The sequence below is a fragment of the Thalassospira profundimaris WP0211 genome, from assembly GCF_000300275.1.
In the GTDB taxonomy this organism is placed as follows: Bacteria; Pseudomonadota; Alphaproteobacteria; order Rhodospirillales; family Thalassospiraceae; genus Thalassospira; species Thalassospira profundimaris.
This window is the reverse complement of sequence record NZ_AMRN01000008.1, coordinates 83,487-110,111: the sequence shown is the minus strand read 5'-3', so window position 1 is coordinate 110,111 and position 26,625 is coordinate 83,487. Positions and strand designations below refer to the sequence as shown.

Annotated in this window: 27 protein-coding genes; 17 read left to right on the top strand and 10 right to left on the bottom strand. The window is 54.7% G+C overall.

Annotated features, from left to right (window positions below; genetic code table 11):
* Both otnI and gcvA read right to left on the bottom strand, forming a co-directional pair.
* Window positions 1–792 carry a 2-oxo-tetronate isomerase gene (otnI, locus tag TH2_RS15280; protein ID WP_008891339.1) on the bottom strand — a complete coding sequence of 264 codons (792 nt, stop codon included), beginning with the start codon at window positions 790–792 and terminating at the stop codon, window positions 1–3.
* Window positions 793–856: 64 nt separating this feature from the next.
* Window positions 857–1,765 (bottom strand): transcriptional regulator GcvA, encoded by a 909-nt coding sequence (gene gcvA / locus TH2_RS15275; protein WP_008891338.1) that lies wholly within the window; start codon window positions 1,763–1,765, stop codon window positions 857–859.
* A gap of 123 nt (window positions 1,766–1,888) precedes the next feature.
* On the opposite strand from gcvA, the gene TH2_RS15270 reads away from it, so the two are divergent.
* The 4 genes from TH2_RS15270 to hemN all read left to right on the top strand — a co-directional run bounded on the left by TH2_RS15270 (window position 1,889) and on the right by hemN (window position 5,003).
* Entirely contained in the window at window positions 1,889–2,578 is a 690-nt protein-coding gene (locus tag TH2_RS15270; protein ID WP_008891337.1) for an FMN-dependent NADH-azoreductase, read from the top strand.
* Between the two features lie 153 nt (window positions 2,579–2,731).
* The gene (locus TH2_RS15265; RefSeq protein WP_008891336.1) at window positions 2,732–3,160 is read left to right on the top strand and encodes an HIT domain-containing protein; all 429 of its coding nucleotides are present in this window, start codon (window positions 2,732–2,734) and stop codon (window positions 3,158–3,160) included.
* Between the two features lie 61 nt (window positions 3,161–3,221).
* A complete protein-coding gene (locus TH2_RS15260) occupies window positions 3,222–3,578 on the top strand; it encodes a DUF3088 domain-containing protein (protein ID WP_008891335.1) in 357 nt (118 codons plus the stop codon).
* 69 nt (window positions 3,579–3,647) lie between these two features.
* On the top strand, window positions 3,648–5,003 hold the full coding sequence (gene hemN / locus TH2_RS15255; RefSeq protein WP_008891334.1) for an oxygen-independent coproporphyrinogen III oxidase: 1,356 nt from the start codon (window positions 3,648–3,650) through the stop codon (window positions 5,001–5,003).
* Between the two features lie 54 nt (window positions 5,004–5,057).
* Here the strand turns inward: hemN and TH2_RS15250 are convergent, their stop codons facing one another.
* From TH2_RS15250 to TH2_RS21495, 3 genes are all read right to left on the bottom strand, one after another.
* Window positions 5,058–6,008, bottom strand: coding sequence for an EamA family transporter (locus TH2_RS15250; RefSeq protein WP_008891333.1), 951 nt, complete (start codon window positions 6,006–6,008; stop codon window positions 5,058–5,060).
* A gap of 82 nt (window positions 6,009–6,090) precedes the next feature.
* Window positions 6,091–7,080: a mitochondrial fission ELM1 family protein gene (locus TH2_RS15245; RefSeq protein ID WP_008891332.1), complete on the bottom strand. Its 990-nt coding sequence runs from the start codon at window positions 7,078–7,080 to the stop codon at window positions 6,091–6,093.
* A gap of 109 nt (window positions 7,081–7,189) precedes the next feature.
* Entirely contained in the window at window positions 7,190–7,366 is a 177-nt protein-coding gene (locus TH2_RS21495; protein WP_167549077.1) for a hypothetical protein, read from the bottom strand.
* Here TH2_RS21495 and TH2_RS15240 point away from each other — a divergent pair.
* The 8 genes from TH2_RS15240 (at window position 7,365) to TH2_RS15205 (ending at window position 16,749) form a co-directional block, all read left to right on the top strand.
* Entirely contained in the window at window positions 7,365–9,335 is a 1,971-nt protein-coding gene (locus tag TH2_RS15240) for a sensor histidine kinase (protein ID WP_008891331.1), read from the top strand. The two genes, TH2_RS21495 and TH2_RS15240, sit on opposite strands and share 2 nt — an antisense overlap.
* Before the next feature lie 47 nt (window positions 9,336–9,382).
* A complete protein-coding gene (locus TH2_RS15235; RefSeq protein ID WP_008891330.1) occupies window positions 9,383–10,732 on the top strand; it encodes a sigma-54-dependent transcriptional regulator in 1,350 nt (449 codons plus the stop codon).
* A gap of 323 nt (window positions 10,733–11,055) precedes the next feature.
* Window positions 11,056–12,048, top strand: a complete 993-nt coding sequence (locus tag TH2_RS15230) for a TRAP transporter substrate-binding protein (protein WP_008891329.1) — start codon at window positions 11,056–11,058, stop codon at window positions 12,046–12,048.
* A gap of 43 nt (window positions 12,049–12,091) precedes the next feature.
* Entirely contained in the window at window positions 12,092–12,661 is a 570-nt protein-coding gene (locus tag TH2_RS15225) for a TRAP transporter small permease (RefSeq protein ID WP_008891328.1), read from the top strand.
* Window positions 12,662–12,683: 22 nt separating this feature from the next.
* Complete coding sequence (locus tag TH2_RS15220; RefSeq protein WP_008891327.1) at window positions 12,684–14,093, top strand: TRAP transporter large permease; 1,410 nt, start codon at window positions 12,684–12,686, stop codon at window positions 14,091–14,093.
* 165 nt (window positions 14,094–14,258) lie between these two features.
* Window positions 14,259–14,771: a DinB family protein gene (locus TH2_RS15215; RefSeq protein ID WP_008891326.1), complete on the top strand. Its 513-nt coding sequence runs from the start codon at window positions 14,259–14,261 to the stop codon at window positions 14,769–14,771.
* Window positions 14,772–14,969: 198 nt separating this feature from the next.
* Window positions 14,970–16,187, top strand: a complete 1,218-nt coding sequence (locus TH2_RS15210) for a Bcr/CflA family multidrug efflux MFS transporter (RefSeq protein WP_008891325.1) — start codon at window positions 14,970–14,972, stop codon at window positions 16,185–16,187.
* A gap of 52 nt (window positions 16,188–16,239) precedes the next feature.
* Complete coding sequence (locus tag TH2_RS15205) at window positions 16,240–16,749, top strand: DinB family protein (RefSeq protein ID WP_008891324.1); 510 nt, start codon at window positions 16,240–16,242, stop codon at window positions 16,747–16,749.
* Window positions 16,750–16,776: 27 nt separating this feature from the next.
* Here TH2_RS15205 and TH2_RS15200 read toward each other — a convergent pair whose 3' ends face one another.
* From TH2_RS15200 to TH2_RS15190, 3 genes are all read right to left on the bottom strand, one after another.
* Window positions 16,777–17,562, bottom strand: coding sequence for an enoyl-CoA hydratase-related protein (locus TH2_RS15200; protein WP_008891323.1), 786 nt, complete (start codon window positions 17,560–17,562; stop codon window positions 16,777–16,779).
* A 116-nt stretch (window positions 17,563–17,678) separates the two neighbouring features.
* Window positions 17,679–19,403, bottom strand: coding sequence for a SulP family inorganic anion transporter (locus TH2_RS15195; RefSeq protein WP_008891322.1), 1,725 nt, complete (start codon window positions 19,401–19,403; stop codon window positions 17,679–17,681).
* A 128-nt stretch (window positions 19,404–19,531) separates the two neighbouring features.
* Complete coding sequence (locus TH2_RS15190; protein ID WP_008891321.1) at window positions 19,532–19,804, bottom strand: helix-turn-helix domain-containing protein; 273 nt, start codon at window positions 19,802–19,804, stop codon at window positions 19,532–19,534.
* A gap of 262 nt (window positions 19,805–20,066) precedes the next feature.
* Between TH2_RS15190 and TH2_RS15185 the strand changes: the two genes are divergently transcribed.
* Complete coding sequence (locus TH2_RS15185; RefSeq protein WP_008891320.1) at window positions 20,067–20,756, top strand: orotate phosphoribosyltransferase; 690 nt, start codon at window positions 20,067–20,069, stop codon at window positions 20,754–20,756.
* Between the two features lie 102 nt (window positions 20,757–20,858).
* Here TH2_RS15185 and TH2_RS15180 read toward each other — a convergent pair whose 3' ends face one another.
* Together TH2_RS15180 and TH2_RS15175 are read right to left on the bottom strand one after the other, a co-directional pair.
* Entirely contained in the window at window positions 20,859–21,581 is a 723-nt protein-coding gene (locus TH2_RS15180) for a glutathione S-transferase family protein (RefSeq protein WP_157194148.1), read from the bottom strand.
* Between the two features lie 4 nt (window positions 21,582–21,585).
* Window positions 21,586–21,957 carry a VOC family protein gene (locus TH2_RS15175; RefSeq protein WP_008891318.1) on the bottom strand — a complete coding sequence of 124 codons (372 nt, stop codon included), beginning with the start codon at window positions 21,955–21,957 and terminating at the stop codon, window positions 21,586–21,588.
* 120 nt (window positions 21,958–22,077) lie between these two features.
* Here TH2_RS15175 and TH2_RS15170 point away from each other — a divergent pair, with 120 nt between their 5' ends.
* The 4 genes from TH2_RS15170 to hemA all read left to right on the top strand — a co-directional run bounded on the left by TH2_RS15170 (window position 22,078) and on the right by hemA (window position 26,560).
* Entirely contained in the window at window positions 22,078–22,959 is an 882-nt protein-coding gene (locus tag TH2_RS15170; RefSeq protein WP_008891317.1) for a LysR family transcriptional regulator, read from the top strand.
* 192 nt (window positions 22,960–23,151) lie between these two features.
* Complete coding sequence (locus TH2_RS15165; RefSeq protein ID WP_157194146.1) at window positions 23,152–23,739, top strand: hypothetical protein; 588 nt, start codon at window positions 23,152–23,154, stop codon at window positions 23,737–23,739.
* A 156-nt stretch (window positions 23,740–23,895) separates the two neighbouring features.
* On the top strand, window positions 23,896–24,738 hold the full coding sequence (locus TH2_RS15160) for a universal stress protein (protein WP_008891315.1): 843 nt from the start codon (window positions 23,896–23,898) through the stop codon (window positions 24,736–24,738).
* Window positions 24,739–25,342: 604 nt separating this feature from the next.
* Window positions 25,343–26,560 carry a 5-aminolevulinate synthase gene (gene hemA / locus TH2_RS15155; RefSeq protein WP_008891314.1) on the top strand — a complete coding sequence of 406 codons (1,218 nt, stop codon included), beginning with the start codon at window positions 25,343–25,345 and terminating at the stop codon, window positions 26,558–26,560.
* The last annotated feature ends 65 nt before the right edge of the window (window positions 26,561–26,625 follow it).

Here is a 26,625-nt window from a genome sequence, read left to right as displayed (position 1 = left end):
TCAGGCGCCGGGTTTTGGCATCCATGGACGGACCCAGCCAAGCCCGTCTTCGGTCTTGCCGTGCGGCTTGTATTCGCAGCCGATCCAGCCTTCATAGCCAATGCGATCCAGCATATAGAACAGGAAAGGGTAATTCAGTTCCCCGCTGTCAGGCTCATGCCTTCCCGGTGCACCGGCGACCTGCACATGGGCGATGCTATCGATATGTTTATCAAGCCGTGCGGCGATGTTCCCGCCAACAATCTGCGCGTGATAGATATCAAACTGCAGTTTCAGGCGCGGGTGATCAAGCTGTTCAAGGATCACGGCCGCCTGTTCGATGGAATTAAGCAAATAACCCGGCATATCGAGCGGATTGATCGGCTCGATCAGGATATCGACGCCGGCTTGATCGGCAAGGTCCGCAGCATAAAGCAGATTGTCGCAATAAAGTCGGGCAAGTTCGCCGGGATCTTCGCCCTTGCCCATCAGCCCCGCCATGCAATGAAGCATCTTGCAATCGGTTGCCGCCGCGTAATCAAGCGCCTGCACGACAGAGTCGCGAAAAGCTTCCTCGCGCCCAGGGCGACAGGCAAGACCACGGTCACCCGCCTCCCAGTTACCGGCTGGCAGGTTAAATAAAACCTGCTCCAGACCGTTATCGCTCAGAAGCGATTTGACCGTGGAAAGCGGCATGTCATAGGCGCCGATATATTCCACCCCGACAAAGCCTGCATCTGCCGCCGCGGCGAACCGTTTTTCAAACGGCAAGTCGGCAAACAGAAACGAAAGGTTGGCGGCAAAGCGGGGCATGATCCATCCACACTAATGATTAACAATGGCACATGGTTTCTGATGCAGCCCGCAAGGTCAATCGTCAATCGCCAGATTGCTCGGTAAGTGGTGCCGAAGATGCCACTTCGCTTCTGATCCACTCCCCGAATGCTTCAACTTCGCGAAGGTTATCGCCCCGGCCAGTGTGCACGTAGTGATAACAATGCCCTTTGATTTCCGGGCTAAATGGCATCACCAGCAATCCTGCATCAATTTCTGCGCGCACCATCACCGGACTGGCCAAAACAACGCCGTGGCCTGCAATCGCCGCCTGAATGGCGTGACTGTCATCGGAAAAACTGATCCCCGCAGATGGCAAGTGATCTGCAGCACCTGCCACCTGCCCCCATCTTTGCCATGTCGGGGTCGCATCATCGCGGCGTAACCAGTCAAAATGCAGCAAGGTCGCATTGCGCAAGTCTTCCGGTTTTTTCAGGCCCAGTGCCGGACTGCAAAGTGGCACGAACTTTTCGCGAAACATCTTGTGCGCAACCAATCCCGGATAGGGTCCGACACCATAGCGAATGGCTGCATCCGCCACACCACCGGCAAGGTCGACGGCCTCTGGCGAGGTATGAAGTCGCAAGTTGATATCGGGGTATTCTGCCTGAAACCCGGACAAGCGTGGCAACAGCCATTTTGCTGCAAAGGATGGAATGACCGAAACCGTCATGCTGCGCGATACGGGGCGGTTCCGCACCCGATCAACCGCCTTGGCAAAGGCGGCAAAGCCATCACGCAAAACCGGATACAACTCCTGCCCGACATCGGTGAGAACAACCTGCCGTGGCTTGCGGTCAAACAACCGGACACTCAGCGTTTCTTCAAGCAGACGCACTTGATGGCTGATCGCGGTCGGCGTGACGCCAAGCTCGGATGCAGCATTCTTGAAACTTTGATGGCGTGCTGCGGCTTCAAAGGCGCGCAGGGTCGCAAGTGGCGGCAACGACATATGAATGAATTCAACTCATCTGTTGGCTGAGAAATTCGATTTTGCCGTGCGAATGAAATTTGGTCAATCCTTGACCATCAAACCAAATCACAGATGAGCCAATTTCATCACATGGAGAACATCATGACCAGAATTCTTCATATCGACAGCAGCGCCCGGCCCGGCAGGTCCGATCAGAAACAACATGGTTCGCACAGCCGCCGCTTGACGGCCAAGTTCATCGAACACTGGCTGGCCAAGCGGCCGGAAACCGAAATCATCTATCGCGATGTCGGCGCAAATCCGCCAAGCCCGGTGACCGGGGAATGGGTCCATGCTGCATTCACCAAACCCGAAGACCGCGAAGAATGGATGCGCCATGCCTTGCGCGAGAGCGATCAATTGGTCGACGAACTGCTTGCCGCCGACATCATCGTTGCCGGGGTGCCAATGTATAATTTTGGCATGCCGTCACAGATGAAGGCTTGGGTGGATAACATTGTCCGCGTCGGCCGGACATTCGGCTTTGACCGTACGCGTAGCGACGTTCCCTACTGGCCAATGGTGACCGGCAACAAATCGATTGTCGCTCTGTCATCGCGTGGCGACTATGGCTATGGGCCCGATGGTCGCATTGCGCACCTGAACTTTGTCGAAGGCGGGCTGTTTACCCCGCTACAATATATCGGCATCACCGATCAGTTTGGTGCGGCCATTGAATATGACGAGTTCGCCGACGAACGAACCGAGGCCTCTATTCACGCAGCAGAACAAGAAGTCATCGGTCTTGTTGATCAGCTGCTTGCCAAACATCGCGATGTAAAGGTCGCATGATTTCCCGGACGGGAGGGCCCGACCTTCCCGCCAATTTTCGCACATACCCGCACAGCTATCTGACGGATTTCACACCACAGACCAAGACAGCGAAAGAACGGCAGGTTATAAGCAGGGACATTGATCGGGCTATCACGATAACAAGGACTGACCATGAATAACGCATTCACCCTTCATCCACAGCTTGCCGCCGATACCACCCTCGTCACCGACGGGCCGCTATCGCATGTGCTTTTGATGAATGATGCGCGTTATCCGTGGCTCATTCTGGTGCCCAGACGCCCCGACCTTGTCGATTATGACGACCTGAGTGCGGAAGACCGCAAAATCCTTGGTGATGAGGTCGCTGCCGTTTCAAGCGTCATCAAACGTCGCTTTGATGCGTTCAAGACCAATGTTGCGATGCTTGGCAATATGGTGCCGCAGCTTCATTGCCACGTCATCGGCCGCTTTAAGGACGACGCCGCATGGCCAAGCCCGGTTTGGGGCGTTGGTACCGCCGAACCCTACGACGAAGACGAAGGCCGTGACCGTCTGGCCGCCCTTCGTGCCGATCTGATATCAGCCTTCAAGCATCTTTGAAGGCCGTCCCTGACATCGCCACGGCGCAAACACAGTGCCACCACCAAAAAGGCCACACCCCATGCCGGATCTGGAACGCGATACGATATTCCTGCTCAAACCCGACTTTGAAGATCCCGCATGGCCAAACCAACGCTTTTACTGCTGGCATTGTGCGTTGATTGATGGGGTTCTGGGATCTTTCCCGGACTTGCTTGCCGGGCTTGATATTCGCCATATCAATTGGCCCCGTCCCCGGCATGATGTGATTGCGCTTTTGGGCGAAGAACATCAGTCACTTCCGGTAATGATCCTGAAATCCGGCGACACATCATCGCTTCAAACCGGTACCGCAAATGGTCATGCCTTCATTGATGGCAAGGACAACATTTTGCTGGCGTTAAGCGAACGACACGGTTTCCCTGTTCCCCACCCTTGACGCATATCAAGGCAGGCAAGTTTGGAATAATGCAAAAGACGGACAGAACGAATTTTCGGGATGTCCGTCATGCAGCTTGCCCTTTACGAAAAATACGACCTGCGACTGCCGCGCTATACCAGCTATCCGACCGCGCCGCATTTCCATGCCGATGTGAATGGCGAGGTGTTTGAAGGCTGGCTGGGTGATCTTGATCCCGCACAACCGCTATCGCTTTATCTACATGTCCCCTATTGCGAGGAAATGTGCTGGTTCTGCGGCTGCAACACCAAGATCACCAAAACTTACAAGCCGGTGAATGGCTATGTCGCAGCCCTTCTGACGGAGATCGAAGGCACACTTGGCAAACTGCCAGCCGACCAGAAATTCACGGTGTCGCACATTCACTTTGGCGGCGGCAGCCCGAACATCCTCAAGGCCGATGACCTGCGCGCCATCATGGCAGCAATCCGTTCTCGCCTTGATATCCTTGATGATGCCGAAATCGCCATTGAAATGGATCCGCGCACCGCGACCGATGATTTCATGGAAGCCATGGTCGAGTGCGGCTTTAACCGAGCCAGCATCGGCATTCAGGATTTCAACCAACAGGTCCAGACGGCGGTCAACCGCATTCAAAGCATGCAGCTCGTCCGTGATGTGATTGCCAAATTGCGCTCGCACGGGATTGCCGGCATCAATGTTGATTTGATGTATGGCCTGCCATTCCAGACTGTTGAATCACTGCGCGAAACAGTTGATCAGACGGTTGAGCTTTGCCCGGATCGCCTGTCGGTCTTTGGCTATGCCCATGTGCCGTGGATGAAAAAGCATCAACAGCTTATCCCGACCGAGGCCCTGCCAGATACCGCGGAACGCTGGGCACAGTATGAAGAAATCCAGAACCGCCTTGCCAAGCATGGCTTTGTCGCCATCGGCCTTGATCACTTCGCCCATCAGGCTGACAGCATGGCACGCGCCCTGTCTGATGGCCTGCTGCACCGGAATTTCCAGGGCTACACCACCGACCGGGCAGAAGCCCTGATCGGGTTTGGCCCGTCTGCGATTTCGTCCCTGCCGCAGGGTTATGCGCAAAATGACCCGGCGCTGGCCCGCTGGCAGCGCGCGGTCGAAGGTGGCAAATGCGCCATTGAAAAGGGCGTTGCCCTGACCAGCGACGACAAATTGCGCCGCGACATCATTAATGAGTTGATGTGCAATCTTGCCGTCGACCTTGACCCGGTTTGCGCCAGCCACGGCATTTCAGCCGATCGCTTCGCACCAGAGCTTGAGCGCATCAAGGCAATGACCCGGGATGGTATTGTGGAAGTTCAGGGGAATTACATTAAACTAAGCGAGTTGGGCCGTCCGCTGGTCCGCGCAGTCTGTGCTGCATTTGATACCAATCTCAACCACGCACACGGACGGCATTCACAAGCCGTTTGATAAACAATCACACTGCATGAAGGGAGCCAAATGGCTCCCTTTTTTTTATTCAGCTCAGGCCCCTTTGCGCAGGGTCAGAATGACAATACCGCTGACCACGACCAACCCGCCCAGCATCTGGATCGGGCTGATCATCTGCCCCAGAATGACCCAGCCAAACAGTAATGTCGCAATCGGCTCCATATTCATCACCGGTGCATTGCGCGCCATATCAAGACGCGGCACATTGATAAACAGAACTGCGAACGCCCCGCCGTAAAGCAGCATCAAGGCCATAAGCCCCATCCATCCCGGCGTGGCATTCGGAAGCCCCATACCCCCAGGCACAACATCACCGATCCCGGCAATGATCATCGAAACAAAAACAACCAGCATGGTGAACATCGAGCGCACCGGCCCGCTGATCCCGGCAAGCTTGTGATCGGTCACCCAAAAAGCCACCGAAAGAACGGTCGCCGCCATCAGCGCAAAACCGATGCCCAGCCACCAGCTTGACGTCACCTCTGCCCCACCGCCGAGAATACCCGGCAGATCAAGCGCCAGCACAAGGCCCGACAGGATAAACAACATCAGACCTGCCGCGCGCAATGTCGGGCGCGGACCGCCAAGCCCCCATGTCAGCAAGGCAAGAATGATCGGAAACGTATTGGCCGTCAGCAACGCCAGGGCGACCGGCACGCGGGCCACTGCGGAATAAAGACACAGGCTCTGGATCGTGATCATCAGGCCAAGCACCAATTGCCAGCGCACCAGACCACGCGGCAAACGTATGGAATGACGTTTGAAATAGACGATCGCAATCAGGATCGAAAGCGCAACCGCCGAGCGGCATAAAACAGCCAGAAGTAGCCCTGTCCCGTTTTCAAATGTCAGACGTGCGGCAACATGGTTTGCCGCAAAAAAGCAGGCAACAGCAGCCAAAATCGCAACTGCAATGTGGCGTGGAAACAATTGCGGTGCATTTAACGCACGCACAGCGGTGGGATCGGTCGGGGACGAAGACATCGGGGCGATATTCCTTGGTGGTGGTGCCCGGCGAATAGACCCGATACACCACAACAAAACAAGGTGTTATCGACCTTTCAGGTCAGGGAGCCCCCAAAAGCTCAAGACAGCGCTGCGCAACCATGCGGGCCGGCTGCAAGGACGGATGCTTGAATGGCACCAGTTCGGTATCGGGCAAAAGCGGTCGGGCGTAGCCGCCTTCAAACAATGCCTGGTGCAAGCGTTGATGCCTCTCATTTGCCAATCCGTCCGGCGCGTAGATATATACGCCGCCCGGGGATGCTGCAGCTTCGCAGCACATCGAGACAGAATCACTCGTTACAATCACCACATCAGCCAAAGCAAGATAACCGAAATAAGGATTTTCTTCCTGCGACTTCCAGTCATGCAGGTGATAGGCCACGCTGGAACTGGCAAGACAACTGGCAATCAATTCTTCGCATTCTGCCCCGGTACGCCGACTGGTCGTGACAAGCAAAGACCCGTCGACGCTCTGCGCAGCATTAACTGCACGCGTTATGACTTCTTTTGCCATCGTGGCGGTGAATGTGGTTTTTTTTGTGCTACCACCAATGACCACCGCAAATCTTGGGCTTGGCAGTCCTTTGAAATGGGGACGCCAGTTGTCGGCTTCAATCAGAAGCCGGGTCTCAGTCACCCGATGCGGCGCACCAGGGATTTCGACAACATTTTCGCGCACAGCCGGACGATCATGGGCAGGCACGGCAATTAGATCAAAAGAGCCTTCGCCGCCATCTGGACGCATAATTTGACAAATACGCGTATGACCACGGCTTTGTTTCTTTATCCAGCGGGCCACTGGCGCCGTTCGACGTCCTGCGGCAATAACAAGATCAGGCCACGGAGCCACCAGGCGCGCACGCGAAGCTTCGTCAAGCCCGATCAGGGTCGCACGGCGAAGGAAATTTGGCAGTTTAGCAAAAGCTGTATAGCCAATATCAATGCGCTTGAAGGGCTGAGCAAGTGCCTCCGCGACGCCAACCGCCTGATTGACGTTCCCGGCGCGATCATCGGCAAGAACCCAGATCAGGTGTGTGTCTTCGTCGCTCATGCAGGGAACTTTCCTGACAGGTTTATTCGGGCTTGATCAACCGTGCATAAATATGGTCTGAAAATCCCGCGGATGCTTTCCTGATAGGTACAGCCTGATCCAACGATTATCAAGCATGAGAAGCATCGGTAAAATTTGCGCTGGGCTTTGAAATATTTTTGTAATCTAATCCCGACGCCCCACCTTTAAGGGAAGACTTCCCACCCTTAAGAAGGGGTCGATCAAAGCCCAACGCCAACGTGGACAGAATGCTGAACTCTTCGGTTTCAATCAAAAGAATATCCATGATCGTATTATGCGGTTTGCTCGCACTGCTGCCGGTAACCGTCTGGTTGGTCACGACGTTCTGGCATGAGGCAAAACTGATCGACATCACCGAAGATGGGCGCAACAAGCTTGAGCTGTATCGATCCAACCTTCAGGGCGCGATCAAGGAACACGAATATCTTCCGATTACGCTGGCATCGGATAAACGCATCATCGATCTTGCAATTCATGCCGATCCGGTGATCGCCAAGGCCGTCAACATTTACCTTGAAAAACTGGCAGCCGACAGCGGCGCCTCAGACATCTATTTCATGGATCAAAATGGCGACACCCTGGCTGCCAGCAACTGGAACAGCGATGCGTCCTTTATCGGGCGCAACTTTTCCTTCCGCCCCTATTTCCAGCAGGCCAAAAGCGGCCTGACCGGTCATTACTTTGCCTTCGGGATTACGTCGAACGTACCGGGTTATTATATCTCCCACCCGGTGCGCCCGGACGGGACGAGTTTTGCCGGTGCCGTGGTGGTCAAGACCCACCTTGAAACCCTTGTGCAGCGTTGGGCACGCGGCAGCGAAAGCGTTCTGGTCACCGATCAGAACGGCGTCGTTATCATTTCATCCAACCTCGATTGGCGGTTTCGTGATCTTGCCGGGCTCGGCAACAATGATCGCCCCCGCCTGATCGCATCGCGCAAATATGGTGACTACCCGCTTGAACCCATGCCTTTACTCGATGGGGCATGGCCGGTTGACGACAGCCCGGCAATCCTCAGCCTCGGCCCGGTTGCCAGCGAAGACGAGGCACGAACCGCCAACGAACAAGCAACCGGTAAAGTGCAAACGCGCCAGACCACGCCAGACAAGACAACCTATCTGGTCACGGCAAGCACACTCCCCAAACAGGGCTGGCGGATGTTTCTTTTGACCGATAAATCCGTGCTGGATCGATCCGTGATCAGTGCCGGTGCAATGGGCGGGGCTGCGCATATCATTCTGACCGGTCTGATTTTCATCATCCTGCAACGCCGTCGCGCGATGCTTGAACAGCTTGAAATCCGCGACTGGTCGCAACGCGAACTTGAACGTCAGGTTCGCCTGCGCACGACCGACCTTATGAACACCAACCAGCGTCTGGCAGAAGAAATTACCGAACGGTCACGCACCGAAGACGCGCTGCGCACAGCCCAGGCCGAACTGGTCCAAACCAGCAAGCTTGCCGCCCTTGGTCAGATGTCCGCCGGGATCGCCCATGAAATCAACCAGCCCCTGACCGCCATCCGGAACTATGCGGAAAACGCGATGAAGTTCATCGCGCGCGACAATAAGGAAACGGCAAACCGCAACCTGCAACGGATTTCAGAACTGACCGATCGCATGGGGCGCATTACCGGCAACCTCAAAACATTTTCGCGCCGCCCGGAACAGGATAATCATCCGGTCGATGTCCCGGCCCAGATGCAAATGGCAATTGATCTTGCGATTGAAAGCGGACGCGCAGGTGTCGAAAACATCACCCTGCACCAGCACGGCGATGTCAAACACGTGATTGCCGAGGCCAATCAGCTGACCCAGGTCTTTACCAATCTGATCAATAACGCGGCGGATGCCTGCCAGAATATGGCAAACCCCGAGATTGATATCGCGATTACCGGCGGCGAAGACCGGGTGATTGTGAAGGTCAATGACAACGGGCATGGCATTTTGCCAGAAAACCTGCCCAAGCTTTTTGATCCCTTCTTTACCACCAAGCCGTTTGGTGATGGTCTGGGGCTTGGGCTTTCGATTTGTTATGGCATCATTCGAAGCTTTGGCGGAACGCTCCGTGCGGAAAACCGCCCGCAAGGCGGCGCATCCTTCATTGTCGAGCTCCGCTATGATGGCCCCGGCGATACGGAGCCGAAAAACAGCATCTCGACGCCCGCCTTCACGGCTGCTAAAACACCCTCAGAAACCCGCACATACCTTGCAAACCATCACGATCAGGGCTGACACGCAAATTGTCCTCTGATCCTGTTATCGGGTCAAAGGATAAGCCAGTGCCAACAAGTGCCGAATGCGTCCTGTTTGTTGATGACGACGAAGATGTGCGTGAAGCCGCACAGCAAACGCTGGAACTTGCCGACATCCCTGTCGAAGTGTTCTCGGACGCTGCGTCTGCGGTTGAACGCCTGAAAAAAGGTTGGCCGGGTGTGGTGATTTCCGACATTCGCATGCCGAAGATGGATGGCCTTGATCTGCTGACAGAGGTCAAAAAGATCGATCCGGAAATGCCGGTTATTCTGGTCACCGGGCATGGGGATGTCGCAACCGCCGTTCAGGCCATGCATGACGGGGCATTTGATTTTATCGAAAAGCCCTATGCCCCGGATCTGTTCATCGACATTACCCGCCGCGCAATGAGCCACCGCGCCCTTGTGCTTGAAAACCGCACACTCAAGATCGAACTCGCACGCCATTCCAAAAACGCATCGGACTTTATCGGCCGCAATCCGGCGATGGAAAAGCTCCGCACGCTGATCGGCAATGTCGCGGCCACCAACGCCCATGTCCTAATCAACGGCGAAACCGGATCGGGCAAGGAAGTGATCGCGCGCAACCTGCATGAAATGTCGGGTCGTCCCGGCCCGTTTGTGGCCGTCAATTGCGGCGGCATGCCAGAACATCTGATTGAATCAGAACTGTTTGGCCACGAAGCCGGCGCCTTCACCGGTGCAGATCACAAACGTATCGGCAAGTTCGAGTTTGCCGACAAGGGCACGCTGTTCCTTGATGAAATCGAAAGCATGCCGCTGGCGCTGCAAATCAAATTGCTGCGGGTTTTGCAGGAACGCGCGGTTGAGCGGCTTGGATCAAACCGGGTTCTGCCGATCGACTTGCGGGTTATTGCTGCAACCAAGGTTGATCTGCGGTCCGCATCGGCACGCGGTGCGTTTCGCGAAGATCTTTATTATCGCCTGAATGTCGTGCAGCTGCATATCCCCCCGCTTCGTGATCGCAAGGATGACATCGCGCTTCTGTTTGAATATTTCACCCGCGATGCCGCCAAGCGGTTCGATCGTACAGTCACCGCCTTGAGTGCGGCGGAACTGGCACGGTTCAATGCCTATGACTGGCCGGGCAATGTCCGCGAACTCCGCAATGCCGCCGAACGCCGGGTTCTTGGTCTTGATCCCCTGGCAAACAACGAGGATGGCGAAGACAGTTATGCCGTTCCCCTGCCCCAGCAAGTCGAAGCATTTGAAAAAAGCCTGATTACCGAAGCCCTGCGCGAACATGGTGGCAATGTAACTGCCACGGTCAGTGCGCTTGGCGTCCCGCGCAAGACATTTTACGACAAACTGACCAAATACAACATTGTCCCCGCCGAATTCCGACGCCCGCGCTAATCAACCGATCAGGAGCCCGTCAGTTAGACGGGCTTTTTTTCTGTCGTCCGGTCCGTCAAATCCACATCCGGCAACATGTGCGGCAGTCCACACACTGACATAAAATTCGTGTGCGCCTTCACACACGAAATAGCCAACATTTGCTGCATCGCAGCAACATGAAATCCACCTTATCTCATTGATATAATTACATAAATCCAACTGATTTCGAACTGGCCCAGAGCTTGCTGATTACGGCACAGCGCCAAACGGCGTTTTAGAACGACGCCAAAAATGGCGCGCTAACGGGAAAACAGATTTAATTCATCAAGGGAGACGTTTTGATGCGTCCTATCAGCAAAAGCATTGTTGCTGCTGGCGTTGCTGCCGCAGCACTTCTGGGGTCCAACTTTGCCGCTTCGGCACAGGAAGTGATCAAGTTCGCGCACGTTGTTGCGCCGAACACCCCGAAAGGCCAGGGTGCCGACTTCTTCAAAAAACGCGCTGAAGAAATCCTCGGCGACAAGGTCCAGATCGAAATCTATCCGAACTCGCAGCTGTTTGATGACGACAAGGTTCTTGCAGCCATCCTGCGTGGTGACGTTCAGTTCGGTGCACCGTCGCTTGCAAAATTCGGCAAATGGACCAAGAAACTTCAGGTCTATGATCTTCCGTTCCTGTTCAAGGACATGGATGCGGTTTCCTGCTTCCAGAACGGTGAAAAAGGTCAGGAACTGCTGAACGCAATGTCGTCCAAAGGCCTGACCGGTGTTGGTTACTGGCACAACGGCCTGAAACAGCTTTCGGCCAACAAGCCGCTGCGCGCACCGGAAGATGCTGCTGGTCAGAAATTCCGTATTCAGTCGTCTGACGTGATCGCTGCCCAGTTCGAAGCTGTTGATGCGGTTCCGCAGAAAATGGCCTTCTCGGAAACCTATTCGGCCCTTCAGACCGGCGTTGTTGACGGTCAGGAAAACACCTGGTCGAACATCTATTCCAAGAAGTTCTTCGAAGTTCAGGATTACATCACCGAATCCAACCACGGTCTGCTTGACTACATGGTTGTGACCTCGACCAAGTGGTGGGAAGGTCTGGATCCGGAAATCCGCGACGGCCTTGCGCAGGCGATGAAAGAAGCCAGCGATTACGCAAACGGCCTGTCGGCGGAACTGACCGCTGAACAGCGTCAGGCAGTTGTTGACTCCGGCGAAACCGAAATCCTGCAGCTTTCCGGCGAAGAATTCGCCAAATGGCAGACTGCAATGAAACCGGTTTGGGATGAGTTCTCTGGCGATATCGGCCAGGACATCATCGACGCCGCTGCTGCGTGCAACTGATCCGTACTTTTTTCCCAACATCATCGGAAAAGGGCCGTTCAAGATGATCTCAACGGTCGTTAACCGGCTGGAGGAGGGCATTATTGCCCTCCTGCTCGCCGCTATGACATCGCTTACCTTTGTAAACGTCGTCATGCGTTACGTGTTCAATTCCGGCCTGACCTGGGCCTTGGAAACCACGGAATTTCTTTTTGCCTGGTTGATCCTGTTTGGCATGTCCTATGGGGTCAAGGTTGGGTCGCACATCGGGGTGGACGCCCTCGTTCGCCTGTTCCCCAAAAATGCCCAGCGTGTCATCGGTTTGATCGTCGTCGCGGCCGGCATTCTGTATTCAAGCTGGCTGATTATTGGCGGCTGGGAGCTTGTGAGCTTCAACCACATGCTTGAAATGGAAGCCGAAGACAGCCCGATCATGCTGTGGATCGTCTATCTGATCATGCCGGTGGGTGCCGCTTTGCTGGCATTCCGTCTGGCACAGGTTGGCTGGCGCATCATTACCGGCCAACAGGTTGGCTTCAATCTGGCTGACGAAGCACGCGAAGCGATTGATCAGCTTGGCGCAAGCACCGTGGAGGACGACAAGTCCGCCACCGCTTCGACGCCAAAATCGTAAGCCGGACAGGGGGAACATTCAAATGACTATCGCATTCCTGTTTATCCTGCTGTTTGGCTTGATGGCGCTTGGCGCACCGATTGCCATTTCGTTGGGTGTTGCGTCGCTTTCGACCATCCTTCTCTTTGGCGACGACAGCCTTGCCACCCTGGCAGAAAAGCTTTTTGGCGGGATGGAACACTACACCCTTCTTGCCATTCCCTACTTCATTCTGGCATCTGCCTTCCTGTCGACCGGGGGTGTTGCACGTCGTCTGATCCGCTTTGCCATTGATACCGTGGGCTGGTTCCCCGGTGGTCTGGCCATGGCATCGGTTCTGGCCTGTATGCTGTTTGCGGCCGTTTCGGGCTCAAGCCCGGCAACCGTCGTTGCCATCGGCTCCATCGTGATTGCCGGCATGGTGCGCGCAGGTTACCCGCAAAGCTTTGCCGCCGGTGTGATCTGTAATGCCGGTACGCTTGGCATTCTGATCCCGCCCTCAATCGTGATGGTTGTTTACGCCGCCGCGACCGAGGTTTCGGTTGGTCGCATGTTCCTTGCTGGCGTTATTCCGGGGATCATGGTCGGCCTGATGTTGATGATTGCGATCTATATCGTTGCACGCATCAAGAAACTGCCAAGCCAGCCCCGCCCGACCCTTGGTGAATGGGGCGGTGCACTGTTTTCGGCATCGGGTGGCCTGTTGCTGGTTCTGCTGATCATGGGTGGCATTTATGGCGGGGTCTTCACTCCGACAGAGGCCGCGGCGGTTGCCGCGTTCTATGCCATGTTTGTTGCCGTCCTGTTTTACCGCGACATGGGCCCGATCAAGGAACTTTCATGGGTGCCTGAAAACGGCAATACCGGCATTGGCAGCCTGATGGCGCACAACCTTCCGAAAATGGGCAAGGCACTGGTCCTGATCCCGTTTGACAAGGAAGTCCGTCACGTCCTGCTCGATGCCGGCAAAGTCACGATCATGCTGATGTTCATCATCGCCAACGCGATGCTGTTTGCCCATGTTCTGACCTCTGAACGCATTCCGCATACCATTGCTGAAACCATCATTGGATGGGGTCTTCCGGCATGGGGCTTCCTGATTGTCGTCAATATCGTTCTGCTGATTGCCGGCAACTTCATGGAACCATCGGCGATCCTTCTGATCATGGCGCCGATCCTGTTCCCGATTGCCATGCAGCTTGGCATTGATCCGATCCATCTGGGCATCATCATGGTGGTCAATATGGAAATCGGCATGATCACACCGCCGGTCGGATTGAACCTGTTTGTGACATCCGGGATTACCGGCATGCCGTTGCTTAAGGTCGTGAAGGCCGCCTTCCCGTGGCTTCTGATCCTGCTGGGCTTCCTGATCCTGATCACCTATGTCCCGGTGATATCGACCTGGCTTCCGACGACCCTTATGGGGCCGGAACGGATCATGACCCACTAACCGGGTTTGATCGCAGACACACAAAAATCAAGGGCGGCATTCTATCGGATGCCGCCCTTGCTGTATTTCAGTGCCACCGCCCGCGACATGCGGTAGTATTGGTTAAACCCATGACAACCAAGAAAAACCAGGCCTGATTGCGCCTCTGGAAGGAGCGGTTTCAAAATGTCCAAGATGAATTTCAACGACTATGGCCGCTGCATGGCGACCTATAACAGCTGGCAGAACGGCGTGCTGTTTGACCTCTGTGATCAGATCGGCGATGTCGAACGGCGGATGGATCGCAATATGTTCTTTGGCTCCATCCACAATACGCTAAACCATATCCTGTATGTTGATCTGCGCAGTCTGACCATCCTGCGCACCGGTGAAGCTGGTCCGTTCGAACCGACCACCATCGTTGCCGACGATTTCGAAACGCTAAAGGCCATGCGGGCTGAGGTCGATGCCGACATCACCGAATTCGTCGAAGGTACGGATCACAGCTGGCAAGATGAAATCCGCGAACTGCCCTTCCCTGATGGTGTCACCCGCAAGCTGCCCCGACAGCTGTTTCTGGTGCAACTGTTCAATCATCAAACCCATCATCGTTCCCAGATCACAAGCGAACTGCACAAGATGGGCCTTGATTACGGCAACACGGACGTGCCCTACACGCCCGATCTGCCAATAAGCTAGGAAGCGATCCAAGCAACCGCTGGCAGAAGCCTGAATTTTATGGATAATGAAGGGCTCGGGATTAACACACCCGACGCCCCACACTGCTGCGCCTTGGTCACTTTGCTTCCCTGCGCGTGATTGCATACTCCGCGCAACGCGTGCCCTCTGCTCGGGGGCTCTGACCCGCCGCCAAACACTGAACGGAATTGATTGCGCATGTCCACGCCCCTGTCCAGCGCATCGCTTGACCCGAAAAAGCTTGCCATCTTGCTTGCCGCACTGGTTGCGACGGCACCATTTGCCATTGATACCTATCTGCCGGCAATCCCGGCAATGGCGCGCGACTTTGGCGAAGCCACCCATGCTGTTGAAATTTCCGTCAGTACCTTCTTGATCGGATTTGCCTTGGGGCAACTGATCGGCGGCCCCCTGTCTGACCGGATCGGTCGACGTCCCATCGCCTTGGTCGGTCTGGTCATCTATATCGTCACAAGCGCGATCATCACCACCGTCGACAGCGCCGCATCACTGAATGTCATGCGCTTCTTCCAAGCGATTGGCGGCGGATTTTCGATTGTTATTGTCGGTGCGTCGGTGCGCGACCTGTTTGAAGGCAAGGAAGCTGCGCGCATGTTTGCGCTGATTGCGGTGATCATGATGATTGCACCGCTTGTCGCACCAACCATCGGCTCGTTACTGCTGGTCTGGTCAACATGGCAATCGATCTTCGTGCTGCTGATTATCTATGGCAGCCTGATGCTTGCCATCGTTTACCTGAAACTGCCCGAAACAAGCTTGATGCGCCGACGTCATCCCGGCCCGGTACGCCGGGTCTGGTGGACTTATCTGGAAGTTCTGCGCACACGCAAGGCGGTTGGCTTTATGCTGACCCATGCCGGGGCCAGTGCGGTGATGTTCAGTTTCGTCACCGACAGCCCGTTTATGTATATCGATTTCTTTGGCGTGCCGCAGGCATACTTCCCCTATCTGTTCGGGGCCAATGTTGCGGTGATTATCATCTGTAACCGCCTCAACAATCCGTTGCTCAAACGCCTCGAATGTCATCAGATTCTAAAAATCGGCACCGGCATTCAACTTGTCGCAACCATCGGCCTGTTCATCGCGACAAATGTCTTTGAGCCAAGCTTGTGGACAGTGGTGCCGTTCATCATGTTCTCGGTCGGGCTGATCGGTCTGACCGCCCCGAATGCCACCGCATCCTTCATGCAGTATTTCCCGTATATCGGCGGTACGGCGACGGCCCTTTTAGGAACGATCCAGTTCGCCACCGGCGCGGTTGCAGGCGTCGTCATCGGTCATTTTCATGACAACACATTGCTGCCACTGACCGTATCAATGCTGGGCTTTGCGATTTTTGCCAATCTGATGGTCCATCTTATGGCCGACGCAAAACAGGCAGAATCCCCCACCTGATCTCGCTGCTGATCACACCGACCCCGCCACCACTCATTTCAGGATATCTTCAATGGCCCGGATGACATTTGACGACTATGGCTACGCAATGGCCAAATACAACACGTGGCAGAACAATGTGCTTTATGATCTTTGCGATCAGATTGGCGACGACGAACGCCGTCGTGATCGCGGCATGTTCTTTAAGTCGATCAATGCCACCCTTAATCATCTGGTGCATATCGACCGTCGTATTCTCAGCATCATGAAAACCGGAAACGCCCCGGTCTATGACGCCCACACTCAGGTCGCCGATGATTTTGATGAGTTGCGGCAGATCCGCCGCGATCTTGATGCCGAGATCGAGGCATTTGTCGCCTCGGACGATCGTGACTGGCAGGATGGATATCGCGGATTCACCGGTGTCGACGGCATTACGCGCAACCTGCCGCGCCCGCTATTTTTGGTGCAATTCTTCAATCACCAAACCCATCACCGTTCCCAGATCACCAGCGAATTGCACAAGATGGGCATTGATTACGGCATCACCGACGTGCCGTTGACGCCGGATTTGGGGCTTTAACAGGCCGACTGTTAAGGCCCTTTCTGCCTATTTCCCGGTGAAGACCGGTTTACGCTTTTCAAGAAACGCGGTGTAGCCTTCCTTGAAATCGGCACTTTCAAAGGCGCGGTAGCCTTCATCAAATTCGTGCATGTCAATTGAGCCGCCCTGGCGCAGACGGTTCAGCATGCTTTTGTGCGCCCGTTGCGTCAGTGGCGCGCCACCGGCAATGCGTTTGCCGGTCTTGGCAACTTCTTCGTCAAACACTTCAAGTGCAACATGACGGGCGATAAAGCCGATCTCGCGCGCCCGGACGACATCAAACACCTGCCCTTCAAGCAGGATTTCAAACAAAGCCGCCTCACCCAGCAGATCAAGCATGATTTCAAGCTCGGGATAGCCAAGTGTTGCGCCAAGCTTCATCGGCGGTACGGCAAACTTTGCGTTATCGGCGGCAATGCGCATGTCGCACGCCGCTGCCAGCACGAAAGACGCCCCCATGCACGGACCATCAATTGCAGCAATCACCGGATGGGTGCAGTTCTGAATGGTCTGAAGCGCCTCGGCATGCAGCATGCCGTAATCGCGTGCTTTCTCGAACCCGGACCGTTCACGCACGAACTCATGGATATCTGCCCCGGCGCCAAAACCAGCCCCTTCGCCACCGCGAATAATCACGCAACGCAGATCAAGATCATCCGACAATTCGTGGACAATCGTCGCCAACGCGCCCCACATCGGTTTGGTCAGGGCGTTTTTGCGTTCCGGCTGACAGATCGTGATGGTGGCAACGCGATCATCAATGGTGACATTCAGTCCGGTCTGATCAGTCATGGCATTTCCTTTTGGGGCTTGCTGTTTGGGCACAGCTTAAATCGGCATAACGATACCGAATAAACCCAAAATGCTGTTTTGCCAACAAAAGACCAATTGGCTGCACCCGACTGCGGTTAATCCCGCAACGCGCCAAGCTTTTCGCCCAGCCATTTGACAGCCTGCTCAACATCGGCCTCGTAATGGATTGCTGGCGGCTTCATCCCGTGCACAAACAAATCGCGCCGGATATCGTGTTTCGTGCCGCTAAAGACAATCAGCCCGCCCCGGCTGCGTACTTTTTGAACCAAACTTGCCAACGTATTGGCGGCCGTCGAATCAAGAAAAGGCACGGCTGAAAAATCGACAACCAGTGCACGGCGCGTATCACCGATACGGTCCAGCACCGATCCAAAGGCCGCCGTCGCCCCAAAGAAAAAGACGCCGGAAATTCGGTAAACAACGATGTCGGGATCACCGGCCGATACAGGGTCCGATGCCATCAAGACGACCTGATTATCCGCCCGGTCCTCGGCAACAAAAGGGGTAGCACTTTCGATATCGGCCATGCGTGACATACGACGGATAAACAGAACCGATCCCAACGCAAAACCGACAACAATCGCCTCAAGCAGATCGCGAAACACGGTCAGAAGCAACGTTGTCATCAAAACCGCCGCGTCACCACGCGATGATCGCAGCAAAGTAACGATGGCGTGCTTTTCGATCATGTTCCAGGCAACTGTTGCCAACAGACCGGCAAGGCATGCCAAAGGAATGAACCCCGCCAAGGGGGCCGCTATCAGAATGAACAGTAACAGAAATACGCCGTGCAAAATTCCGGCGATCGGACCATGTGCCTTGGACCGCACATTGGTTGCTGTGCGCGCGATTGTGCCGGTAACGCAAATGCCCCCGAACAGGCCCGATGCAACGTTTGCAATGCCCTGTGCCACCAGTTCGCAGTTTGATCTGTGCCGACGCCCCGTCATGCCATCGGCCACCACAGCAGACAGCAGTGACTCAATCGCCCCCAAAAGCGCAAAGGCAATGGCGTTTGGCAGCACGGCCTGCGCCTTGGCAAAATCAATTTCGGGCAAGGATGGCATTGGAAAACTGCTTGGAATGCCGCCGTAAATACTGCCGATCGTCGCAACCGGAAGATCAAACACAGCGGTTATCAACGCGGCACCGACCACGGCAATCAGCATTCCCGGCCAGTGCGAGCGAACATATTTAAGCCCGACAATCACCAGAATAGTTGATCCTGACAACATCACGGTCGCAAGATCCATACTCGGCAAAGCGGCCCAGATAACCGGCAATTTTTCAAGAAACGGTCCCGGCTCCGGACCACCAAGATCAAGTCCAAGCAGATCCTTGATCTGGCTGGCAAAGATGATGAAGGCAATCCCGGCGGTGAATCCAACCGTCACCGGATAGGGAATAAACTTGATATAGGTGCCCAGCCTGAAAAGGCCGATTAAAACCAGAAGCCCGCCCGCCATGATCGTTGCCAGCAACAGGCCATCCATGCCGTGCGCCTGAACGGTGGCTGCGACCAGAACAATAAAGGCACCCGCCGGTCCCCCGATCTGAAACCGGCTCCCGCCCAGAAGCGAGACCAGTATCCCGCCAACAATCGCGGTATAAAGCCCTTGCGCCGGTGTCGCCCCGGATGCAATTGCAATCGCCATCGACAAAGGCAAGGCAACGATGGCAACGGTCAGCCCGGCAATCGCATCTGCGCGCAATTGCGCAAGACCATACCCTTCACGCAGAACGGTGATCAGCTTCGGTGTAAACAGTTCGACAAAATCCGGTTTTGGATACCGGCTTTTCTCTGGATTTTCTGGCTTCATTTTGCTTGGCACCCTCATTGGGTGATTGCACACATCATGTTCCCGGCGCGTCCGGGATGACACAGGCCCTTACCGATCAGCCGTCACCAAGTTTGGCGACTGCACGAACCGGCATTTTTGACTACACGCTAATCGTTTCTCGAATGTCGGGTTTCCGCTTCCTTCAGCCGAACACCCCGACCGGCCCCCATACTCGGAGCCTGTTCGCCAATAAGCTCGATACCTGCACGGTCAAGCGCCTCGACCACCTTTGAAAGGGTATCGACGACTCCTCGTACATTGCCCTGACTGGCTTCCATGCGCTGAATGGTCGGAACCGAGACGCCTGACATTTCTGCCAGCATTTTCTGGTCAATACCCAAAAGGGCCCGCGCGGCCCGCATCTGTCCGGCTGTAATCATCAAGTCACCCTTCCAACAGGCAGATCATCAAACTCCAGATATAACAAATTCTCCTTATAACTTCAATTATGATATCTCAGATATCATTACTGGTGTATTATGTATCACCTCAATGACGACAGAACCCGACCTGCATCCCCTTGCTCGGACAACAGAAACCACAAAGGAACCCGACCAAATGGTCAGCGGCTTTTCTTTGCGCTTTTCGGCCAAAAGCGCTAAGAGGTCCGCAAATAGTCGATCCGGAGAAGGTATAGCCGCCATGACCACTGAAAAACCGACCGCGCATTGCACTTACGCTGCCAAAACAGTTGCCAAGATTTTGCTTGATATCGGGGCTGTGAATTTTCGCCCGGAAGAGGCCTATATCCTGACATCAGGCTGGGCCAGCCCGGTTTATATTGATTGCCGCAAACTGATTTCCTTCCCGCGTGCGCGCCGCAAGGTCATTGAACTCGCTGCCCGTCAGGTATCCGATGCGGCTGGCTATGAAGCCTTTGACGCAGTTGCCGGCGGCGAAACGGCTGGTATTCCCTATTCCGCATGGCTTGCCGATGCCCTTGACCTGCCGATGCAATATGTCCGCAAAAAGCCCAAGGGCTTTGGCCGCAAGGCTCGCATCGAAGGCGACATCCATGAAGGCCAACGCGTGCTTCTGGTCGAAGACCTTGCCACGGATGGCGCATCCAAAGTCAACTTCGTCAATGCCATTCGCGAAGCCGGTGCTGAGTGCAAACATGCCTTTGTCGTCTTCTTCTATGACATCTTCGAAGGCGCGCTTGACGAACTGCGCAAGGACGACATCGAAATGCATTACCTTGCGACCTGGGCCGATGTCCTCGCCGTTGCCGAAGAAGGCCAGTATTTCAGCAAGGATGCCATCGAAGGTGTCCGGTCCTTCCTGAACGATCCGATCAGCTGGTCGAAGGCCAACGGCGGCAAGCACGACTGACCTGAAGCTCCGATCGTCGGAAATACAAACAAACGCCCGCGCGAAGAATTCGGCGGGCGTTTGTGTTGCTCAGTCCCTTACACAATCCTGTTGATTGGCTGATTACACCAATTTCATCGCAGGCGTGTCGTTGGCAAGCGTGATTTCATTTTGGGGAATCATTCTTATACGCTTTGCCAGATACCCTTCTTTGGACGCGATGAATTCGTGCATTTCCCGATGATATGTCGCGGGCACTGCATTCCTGACAGTCTGGTGCGCTGCAAGACCACTTGCCCAGCCTCGCAACCCCGGAAAACCGGCAAAAAGATCCCGGTTTAACCCGATCGAAATCAGGGCAAAAGGCCGGAAGACAGTGGCAAAAACGATATCGAGCATCGAAAGATCTTTGTCTTCGAAAATGATCGATGGCGTTATCAGATTGGACACAATCGACATTTGCATGTGGATTGCGTGGATGGTTGCATCCACAGCTTGCTCGGACAAATCGCGATAAATCAGATCTGCCGTTAGCGCCAAAATCTTGTCCGCGATGGCAATCACGCCCTGCTCCAACGCACGATAATAGGTATCCGCGGAATACAGGCTTTTCCAACACATCGCATCAAGGTACTGGCAGATGGCGGCGGCCTCAAAAAGCATTCGCTCATCGTCAACAACCAGAACGGGGACATTCCCCGTCGGGCTGAGTTCAAGAAACCAGTCCGGTTTGGCATCAAGGGCAATGTCAGTACGTTTATGCGCGACCCGGCTCTGCGCCAGCACCATCGCAACCCGCTGGACATAGGGGCAAAGTCGATGTCCGATCAAATGATACGACGTCATTTCTTCAACCCATGAAATGGACATTGAGTTTGTTGCCATCCGGATCGCGGAAATAAGCCGCGTAGAAGCCATTTTCGTGGCGCTGTCCTGGTTCACCCTCATTTGCAGCACCAAGTGATATTGCCTTCTTATAAAGCTTATCAACCTTATCGCGTGAGCTTGCCGCAAGTGCGATCATGGTACCATTGCCGATTGTGGCCTTATTACCGTCAAAGGGAATGTGGATCGAAAATGCCGAAGAATTTTCACCAGCGCTCCAAACGATAAAGTCCGGCCCTTCAAAGACACGCTGTGCATTAAACTCGGCAAGAAATGCGTCATAGAACGCAGCCGAACGAGCCAGATCGTTGGTACCAAGCGACGTATAACCAATCATGTTTTCTTTCCTGTACTGGGATATTGAGCACCTTTGTTAGCTCACCGTAGGTAATTTCAATTTTGCAATGAATAGGCAATTTTGTAGTATAAAATTGCAAATTTGAAATTGGAGGGTTGATTGGACTGGAACTACATCAAGTCGTTTCTTGCCATCGCCGAAACAGGGTCGCTTGAACAGGCAGCTCAGAACATTCGGGTCAGTTCAACTACAGTATTCCGCCACATCCACGCGCTTGAAGAACAGGCAGGGGTACGGCTGTTTGACCGGATACGCGGCCAGTACAGCCTGACAGATGCCGGGACAGAAATGCTTGTCCCTGCCCGTCAGATCATGAACAGCTTCGATATCATCAACACCACAATTTCCGGCTCAGACGGGGTGCCTTCGGGGTTGGTACGCATCACGGCGCCGACCAGTTTCTCGTACTTCTTTTTACCAGACCATATCGCACGTTTTCAGGAACGTTGGCCCGACATCCAGATAGAGCTGCTTTCCAGCAATCAGGAGTTCAACATGACACAGCGATATGCGGATATTGCCGTCCGGGTTGCAGCGAACCCGCCCGAGCATCTTGTTGGCAAGGAAATCCGAACACTTCAATGGGGTATTTATGGTGCTGCCGATAAATACGTACCCACAAAGCTGGATGATTTGCTTGGCCAACCCTTTATCGGTGCATCAGGCACACTGGTCAGCTATTCACCCTACAAATGGCTCGATGCAAAAAGCAGAAAACCCCATAAGCAAACAACAGATGACCTGATCGCTATGGCCTATCTGGCACGCGCAGGATGCGGATTGGCCTGTTTGCCATCAGATATCGCCATTCCCGGCTTGCAACTGCTTGCCCCCTTGCCGGAGATAACGGCAAATAAACTCTGGGTTTTGACCCATCCTGATTTGCGAAATATATCGCGCATTCGCGAAACAATGCGGTGGATCAGTAAATCCCTCAAGCACGAGCCCCGGCTGCTGCTATCCGCAACCCCTGCAACATAAGGGAACGATGTGTCTCCTGCCTGGGTGCGCTTCACTTGCAATGATCTACCCGGACTGGACAGGTTCCTTAACGAAGTTCAATATGTTCACGAACAAAAGCAAAGCCATAGCAGCGACTATGAGTTATTTCGGGACAACAAACTGATGTGGCCACGGCGCGCCCGCCACCGGTCGGAGGAGCTACGCATGTTGATGCGCAAGACTGCCAAATGCCTGCCCGCACTTACACTGGGAATGGGAATGAGCCTTGCCCTGTCTGGCTGCATGGCCCCGGTCGAGAAACCGGTCACGGTTTCCAACAGTTCCGATACCATCGTTACGCCTTGGGGGGCACCGTCGCAGAATGCACGTCCGGCAAGCTCGGCCAAGATGGCAAACCCTGCGCCGGAAAATGACAATCTGGTCATGATGGAAGACCCCAATCGCAGGGTGCTCGATGACATCCGTCAAAAGCAGATCGACGAGGCCCGGATCGCACTTGGCATCCTTGATCGAATGGCGCAGCGCTGCGTTCAGGCTGGCGATGCGGCCGCCTGCGCAACGCTTCAAACAAATTGGAGCAGCCTGTCACAACAACTGCACAAAACCCTGTCGATGATGTCGAATGATGCGATGCAGATGCCATCAGACATTCCGACTGATGATCCGGCGATGCCGGCCATGGATGAAACTGCGCCAATGACGCCGGCAAGCGAGCCGACCATGCAGGAACCGTCAGGCGGAGATGCACCTACCATGGAGAAAACCATTCCGATGACCCAACCGGGCGCGGATGGATGACAGTTAGCGCGAAAATACAACTTGGAATAATTTAATTTGAGATAGAGCAAAGAAACCATCCCGCACCGAGGCTATGGTGCCCCTGACGTTAAGCCCCGAAGCAGTTTGACAGATTTCGGGTTTGCGCCACGCCCCCTACCGAATGGAGATCGGATTATGTATCGGGATATTCTTGTCCATATCGACACCTCAGCTGCCTGCAAGGAACGCCTTTCTGTTGCGTTGAAAGTTGCCAAGGCGCAGGACGCGCACCTTACCGGTCTTTTCCTGCTGCCCTATCCTGAAATTCCGCGCTTCATGGAAGTCCAGATCACCGAGGAAATCATCAACCAGCAGCGCGCTGCGATGGCTGAAACCGCCAAGACCGCCCGCACGGATTTCGAAGCAACCTGCAAGGAAGCCGGTGTTGCTTTCAGCTGGCAGGAAACCTCCTGCCCGGCATCTGAAATTGCTGATACCACGGCCATGTATGCCCGCCATCATGATCTGACGGTTCTCGGTCAGCACAATCCCGAAAGTTCCGATCCGTGCTCTGTCTCGGAAATGCCTGACAAGGCCATTCTGACCTCTGGCGCGCCGGTTCTGATTGTGCCGTATGTCGGCAAGTTCGACAGCATTGGCGAACGGGTGATGGTAGCTTGGAAACCTTATCGCGAAGCGGTCCGTGCGATGAATGACAGCATGCCGTTCCTCGAAGCTGCAAAATCCGCACTGGTTCTGTGTGCCGACCCGAACAAAGGTGCACGTGACACCATGCCAGTTCCCGGTATCGATATCGGTGAGCGCCTGAAGTGCCACGGCGTGAATGCGAAAAAGGAAACCCTGAATGCATCTGGCATAAGCGTGGGCGACCTGCTTCTGTCGCGTGCGGCTGACGAAAGCATCGATCTGATCGTCTGCGGCGCCTATGGCCGTCCGCGCCTGCGCGAACTGATGCTTGGTGGTGTGACCCAGCACCTTCTGCGCCACATGACCGTCCCGGTCCTGATGTCGCACTAAGAACCCGAATTTCACGCTCTAGAAAACCGGCCGGAATTTCCGGCCGGTTTTTCACATCAAGACAGAGATCTTTCAAAACACGTCATCGCGCAGGCGCTATATACTTGTTAAAGAACAGAAAACGTCTACAAACCGCGTTTGACACCGACATCCAATCCAAAATTCAGCATCAAATTTATCGAACGATCAACATGAATACATATTGAAAAACATATGTAATTTCTGTCATGATTGATTTTTCCGATGGATGAGAACGATTTAATTGTGGCGTAAAAGCTGTTCGAATCCTTGCCAAATGGAACCATTAAGGCCAAATTGGATCTTATCGCAAAACGGAGCTTGCTCCGAAAAGAGATCGACAAAAGAGAGATGGATCGCCTTCTCTGATCTGATGGTTCCAAAGAAGACTGGAATCGCTTTAATTTTTGACAAGGGTCAATGCCATATCGGCCACCATGGTCAATAAGGGAACCATAAAGACCCGGTCAAACCGGAGGATATGTCCAGGATCAGCTCGCTGATCTGGACGAGACCAGAGCTTTGTGATGCCACCACCCACGGTAAAGGGCGTGACACTGCAAAGAGACAGGCGAAAGAAACAAGTATGAATTACAACACCTTCTTCAAAGATGCGTTGGCTGGCCTCAAGGCTGAGGGCCGGTATCGTGTATTCGCCAATCTCGAACGTATTGTCGGAAAATTCCCCAAGGCGCTCTATCATCCCGATAACGGCGAAGCCCCGCGTGAAATCACCGTGTGGTGCTCGAACGATTATCTCGGCATGGGCCAGCATCCCAAAGTGCTTGAGGCAATGCAAAGTGCCATTACCGGTCAGGGTGGCGGTGCCGGTGGCACACGTAACATTTCCGGTTCCAACCATTTGCATGTCGCGCTTGAGCGTGAGCTCGCCGACCTGCATGGCAAGGAAGCCGCCCTTCTGATGACCTCGGGCTATGTCGCAAACTGGACAACGCTGTCAACGCTCGGCTCGAAGCTCCCGGATTGCGTGATCATATCCGACTCCGAAAACCACAATTCCATGATCGAAGGCATGCGCCACTCCAAGGCAGAGCGCCGCATCTGGAAACATAACGACGTCACCCATCTTGAGGAAATCCTCAAGGATCTCGGGCCGCAGCGCGCCAAGATCGTCGCGTTCGAGTCTGTCTATTCGATGGATGGCGATATCGCGCCGATCAGTCAGATCCTTGATCTTTGCGAAAAATACAACGCGCTTTCCTATCTGGACGAAGTTCATGCGGTTGGCATGTATGGCCCGCGCGGCGGTGGCGTTGCCGAACGTGATGGCGTCATGCACCGCGTTGACATCATCCAGGGCACGCTTGCCAAGGCCTTTGGCGTGATTGGTGGCTATATCGCGGCCAAGCCTGAAATCGTCGATTTCGTGCGCAGCTTCGGCAATGGCTTTATCTTTACCAGTTCCCATCCGCCAAGCATCGCGGCAGGTGCGCTGGCAGCTGTGCGCCACCTAAAAGAAAGCAACGTCGAACGCCTCGCCCAAAAGGAACGCGCCGATACCCTGCGCGCACGCATGCGCGCGGTCGACCTGCCGGTCATGGACGCGCCAAGTCATATCGTTCCCTTGATGGTGGGCGATCCGGCCATGTGCAAGGAAGCCAGCGACCGTCTGTTGTTCGAACATGACATCTATGTCCAGCCGATCAACTACCCGACCGTCCCGCGCGGCACCGAACGCCTGCGCTTTACGCCGGGCCCGCTGCACAATGACGAGTTGGTCGATCACCTGATCGACTCGCTCCTGTCGGTCTGGAGCAAACTGGGCATTTCCAAGGTCGCTTAAGACTTTTGGCAATCACGAAATTAAAAGGCCGGTGGCAAATGCCCCGGCCTTTTTGATGATCCGCC

Excerpts from the sequence above, each read along its gene's own strand:
- otnI (WP_008891339.1), bottom strand. The coding sequence starts at position 792 with ATGCCCCGCTTTGCCGCCAACCTTTCGTTTCTGTTTGCCGACTTGCCG.
- gcvA (WP_008891338.1), bottom strand. The coding sequence starts at position 1,765 with ATGTCGTTGCCGCCACTTGCGACCCTGCGCGCCTTTGAAGCCGCAGCA.
- TH2_RS15270 (WP_008891337.1), top strand. The coding sequence starts at position 1,889 with ATGACCAGAATTCTTCATATCGACAGCAGCGCCCGGCCCGGCAGGTCC.
- TH2_RS15265 (WP_008891336.1), top strand. The coding sequence starts at position 2,732 with ATGAATAACGCATTCACCCTTCATCCACAGCTTGCCGCCGATACCACC.
- TH2_RS15260 (WP_008891335.1), top strand. The coding sequence starts at position 3,222 with ATGCCGGATCTGGAACGCGATACGATATTCCTGCTCAAACCCGACTTT.
- hemN (WP_008891334.1), top strand. The coding sequence starts at position 3,648 with ATGCAGCTTGCCCTTTACGAAAAATACGACCTGCGACTGCCGCGCTAT.
- TH2_RS15250 (WP_008891333.1), bottom strand. The coding sequence starts at position 6,008 with ATGTCTTCGTCCCCGACCGATCCCACCGCTGTGCGTGCGTTAAATGCA.
- TH2_RS15245 (WP_008891332.1), bottom strand. The coding sequence starts at position 7,080 with ATGAGCGACGAAGACACACACCTGATCTGGGTTCTTGCCGATGATCGC.
- TH2_RS15240 (WP_008891331.1), top strand. The coding sequence starts at position 7,365 with ATGATCGTATTATGCGGTTTGCTCGCACTGCTGCCGGTAACCGTCTGG.
- TH2_RS21495 (WP_167549077.1), bottom strand. The coding sequence starts at position 7,366 with ATGGATATTCTTTTGATTGAAACCGAAGAGTTCAGCATTCTGTCCACG.
- TH2_RS15230 (WP_008891329.1), top strand. The coding sequence starts at position 11,056 with ATGCGTCCTATCAGCAAAAGCATTGTTGCTGCTGGCGTTGCTGCCGCA.
- TH2_RS15225 (WP_008891328.1), top strand. The coding sequence starts at position 12,092 with ATGATCTCAACGGTCGTTAACCGGCTGGAGGAGGGCATTATTGCCCTC.
- TH2_RS15220 (WP_008891327.1), top strand. The coding sequence starts at position 12,684 with ATGACTATCGCATTCCTGTTTATCCTGCTGTTTGGCTTGATGGCGCTT.
- TH2_RS15215 (WP_008891326.1), top strand. The coding sequence starts at position 14,259 with ATGTCCAAGATGAATTTCAACGACTATGGCCGCTGCATGGCGACCTAT.
- TH2_RS15210 (WP_008891325.1), top strand. The coding sequence starts at position 14,970 with ATGTCCACGCCCCTGTCCAGCGCATCGCTTGACCCGAAAAAGCTTGCC.
- TH2_RS15205 (WP_008891324.1), top strand. The coding sequence starts at position 16,240 with ATGGCCCGGATGACATTTGACGACTATGGCTACGCAATGGCCAAATAC.
- TH2_RS15200 (WP_008891323.1), bottom strand. The coding sequence starts at position 17,562 with ATGACTGATCAGACCGGACTGAATGTCACCATTGATGATCGCGTTGCC.
- TH2_RS15195 (WP_008891322.1), bottom strand. The coding sequence starts at position 19,403 with ATGAAGCCAGAAAATCCAGAGAAAAGCCGGTATCCAAAACCGGATTTT.
- TH2_RS15190 (WP_008891321.1), bottom strand. The coding sequence starts at position 19,804 with ATGATTACAGCCGGACAGATGCGGGCCGCGCGGGCCCTTTTGGGTATT.
- TH2_RS15185 (WP_008891320.1), top strand. The coding sequence starts at position 20,067 with ATGACCACTGAAAAACCGACCGCGCATTGCACTTACGCTGCCAAAACA.
- TH2_RS15180 (WP_157194148.1), bottom strand. The coding sequence starts at position 21,581 with ATGACGTCGTATCATTTGATCGGACATCGACTTTGCCCCTATGTCCAG.
- TH2_RS15175 (WP_008891318.1), bottom strand. The coding sequence starts at position 21,957 with ATGATTGGTTATACGTCGCTTGGTACCAACGATCTGGCTCGTTCGGCT.
- TH2_RS15165 (WP_157194146.1), top strand. The coding sequence starts at position 23,152 with ATGCGCAAGACTGCCAAATGCCTGCCCGCACTTACACTGGGAATGGGA.
- TH2_RS15160 (WP_008891315.1), top strand. The coding sequence starts at position 23,896 with ATGTATCGGGATATTCTTGTCCATATCGACACCTCAGCTGCCTGCAAG.
- hemA (WP_008891314.1), top strand. The coding sequence starts at position 25,343 with ATGAATTACAACACCTTCTTCAAAGATGCGTTGGCTGGCCTCAAGGCT.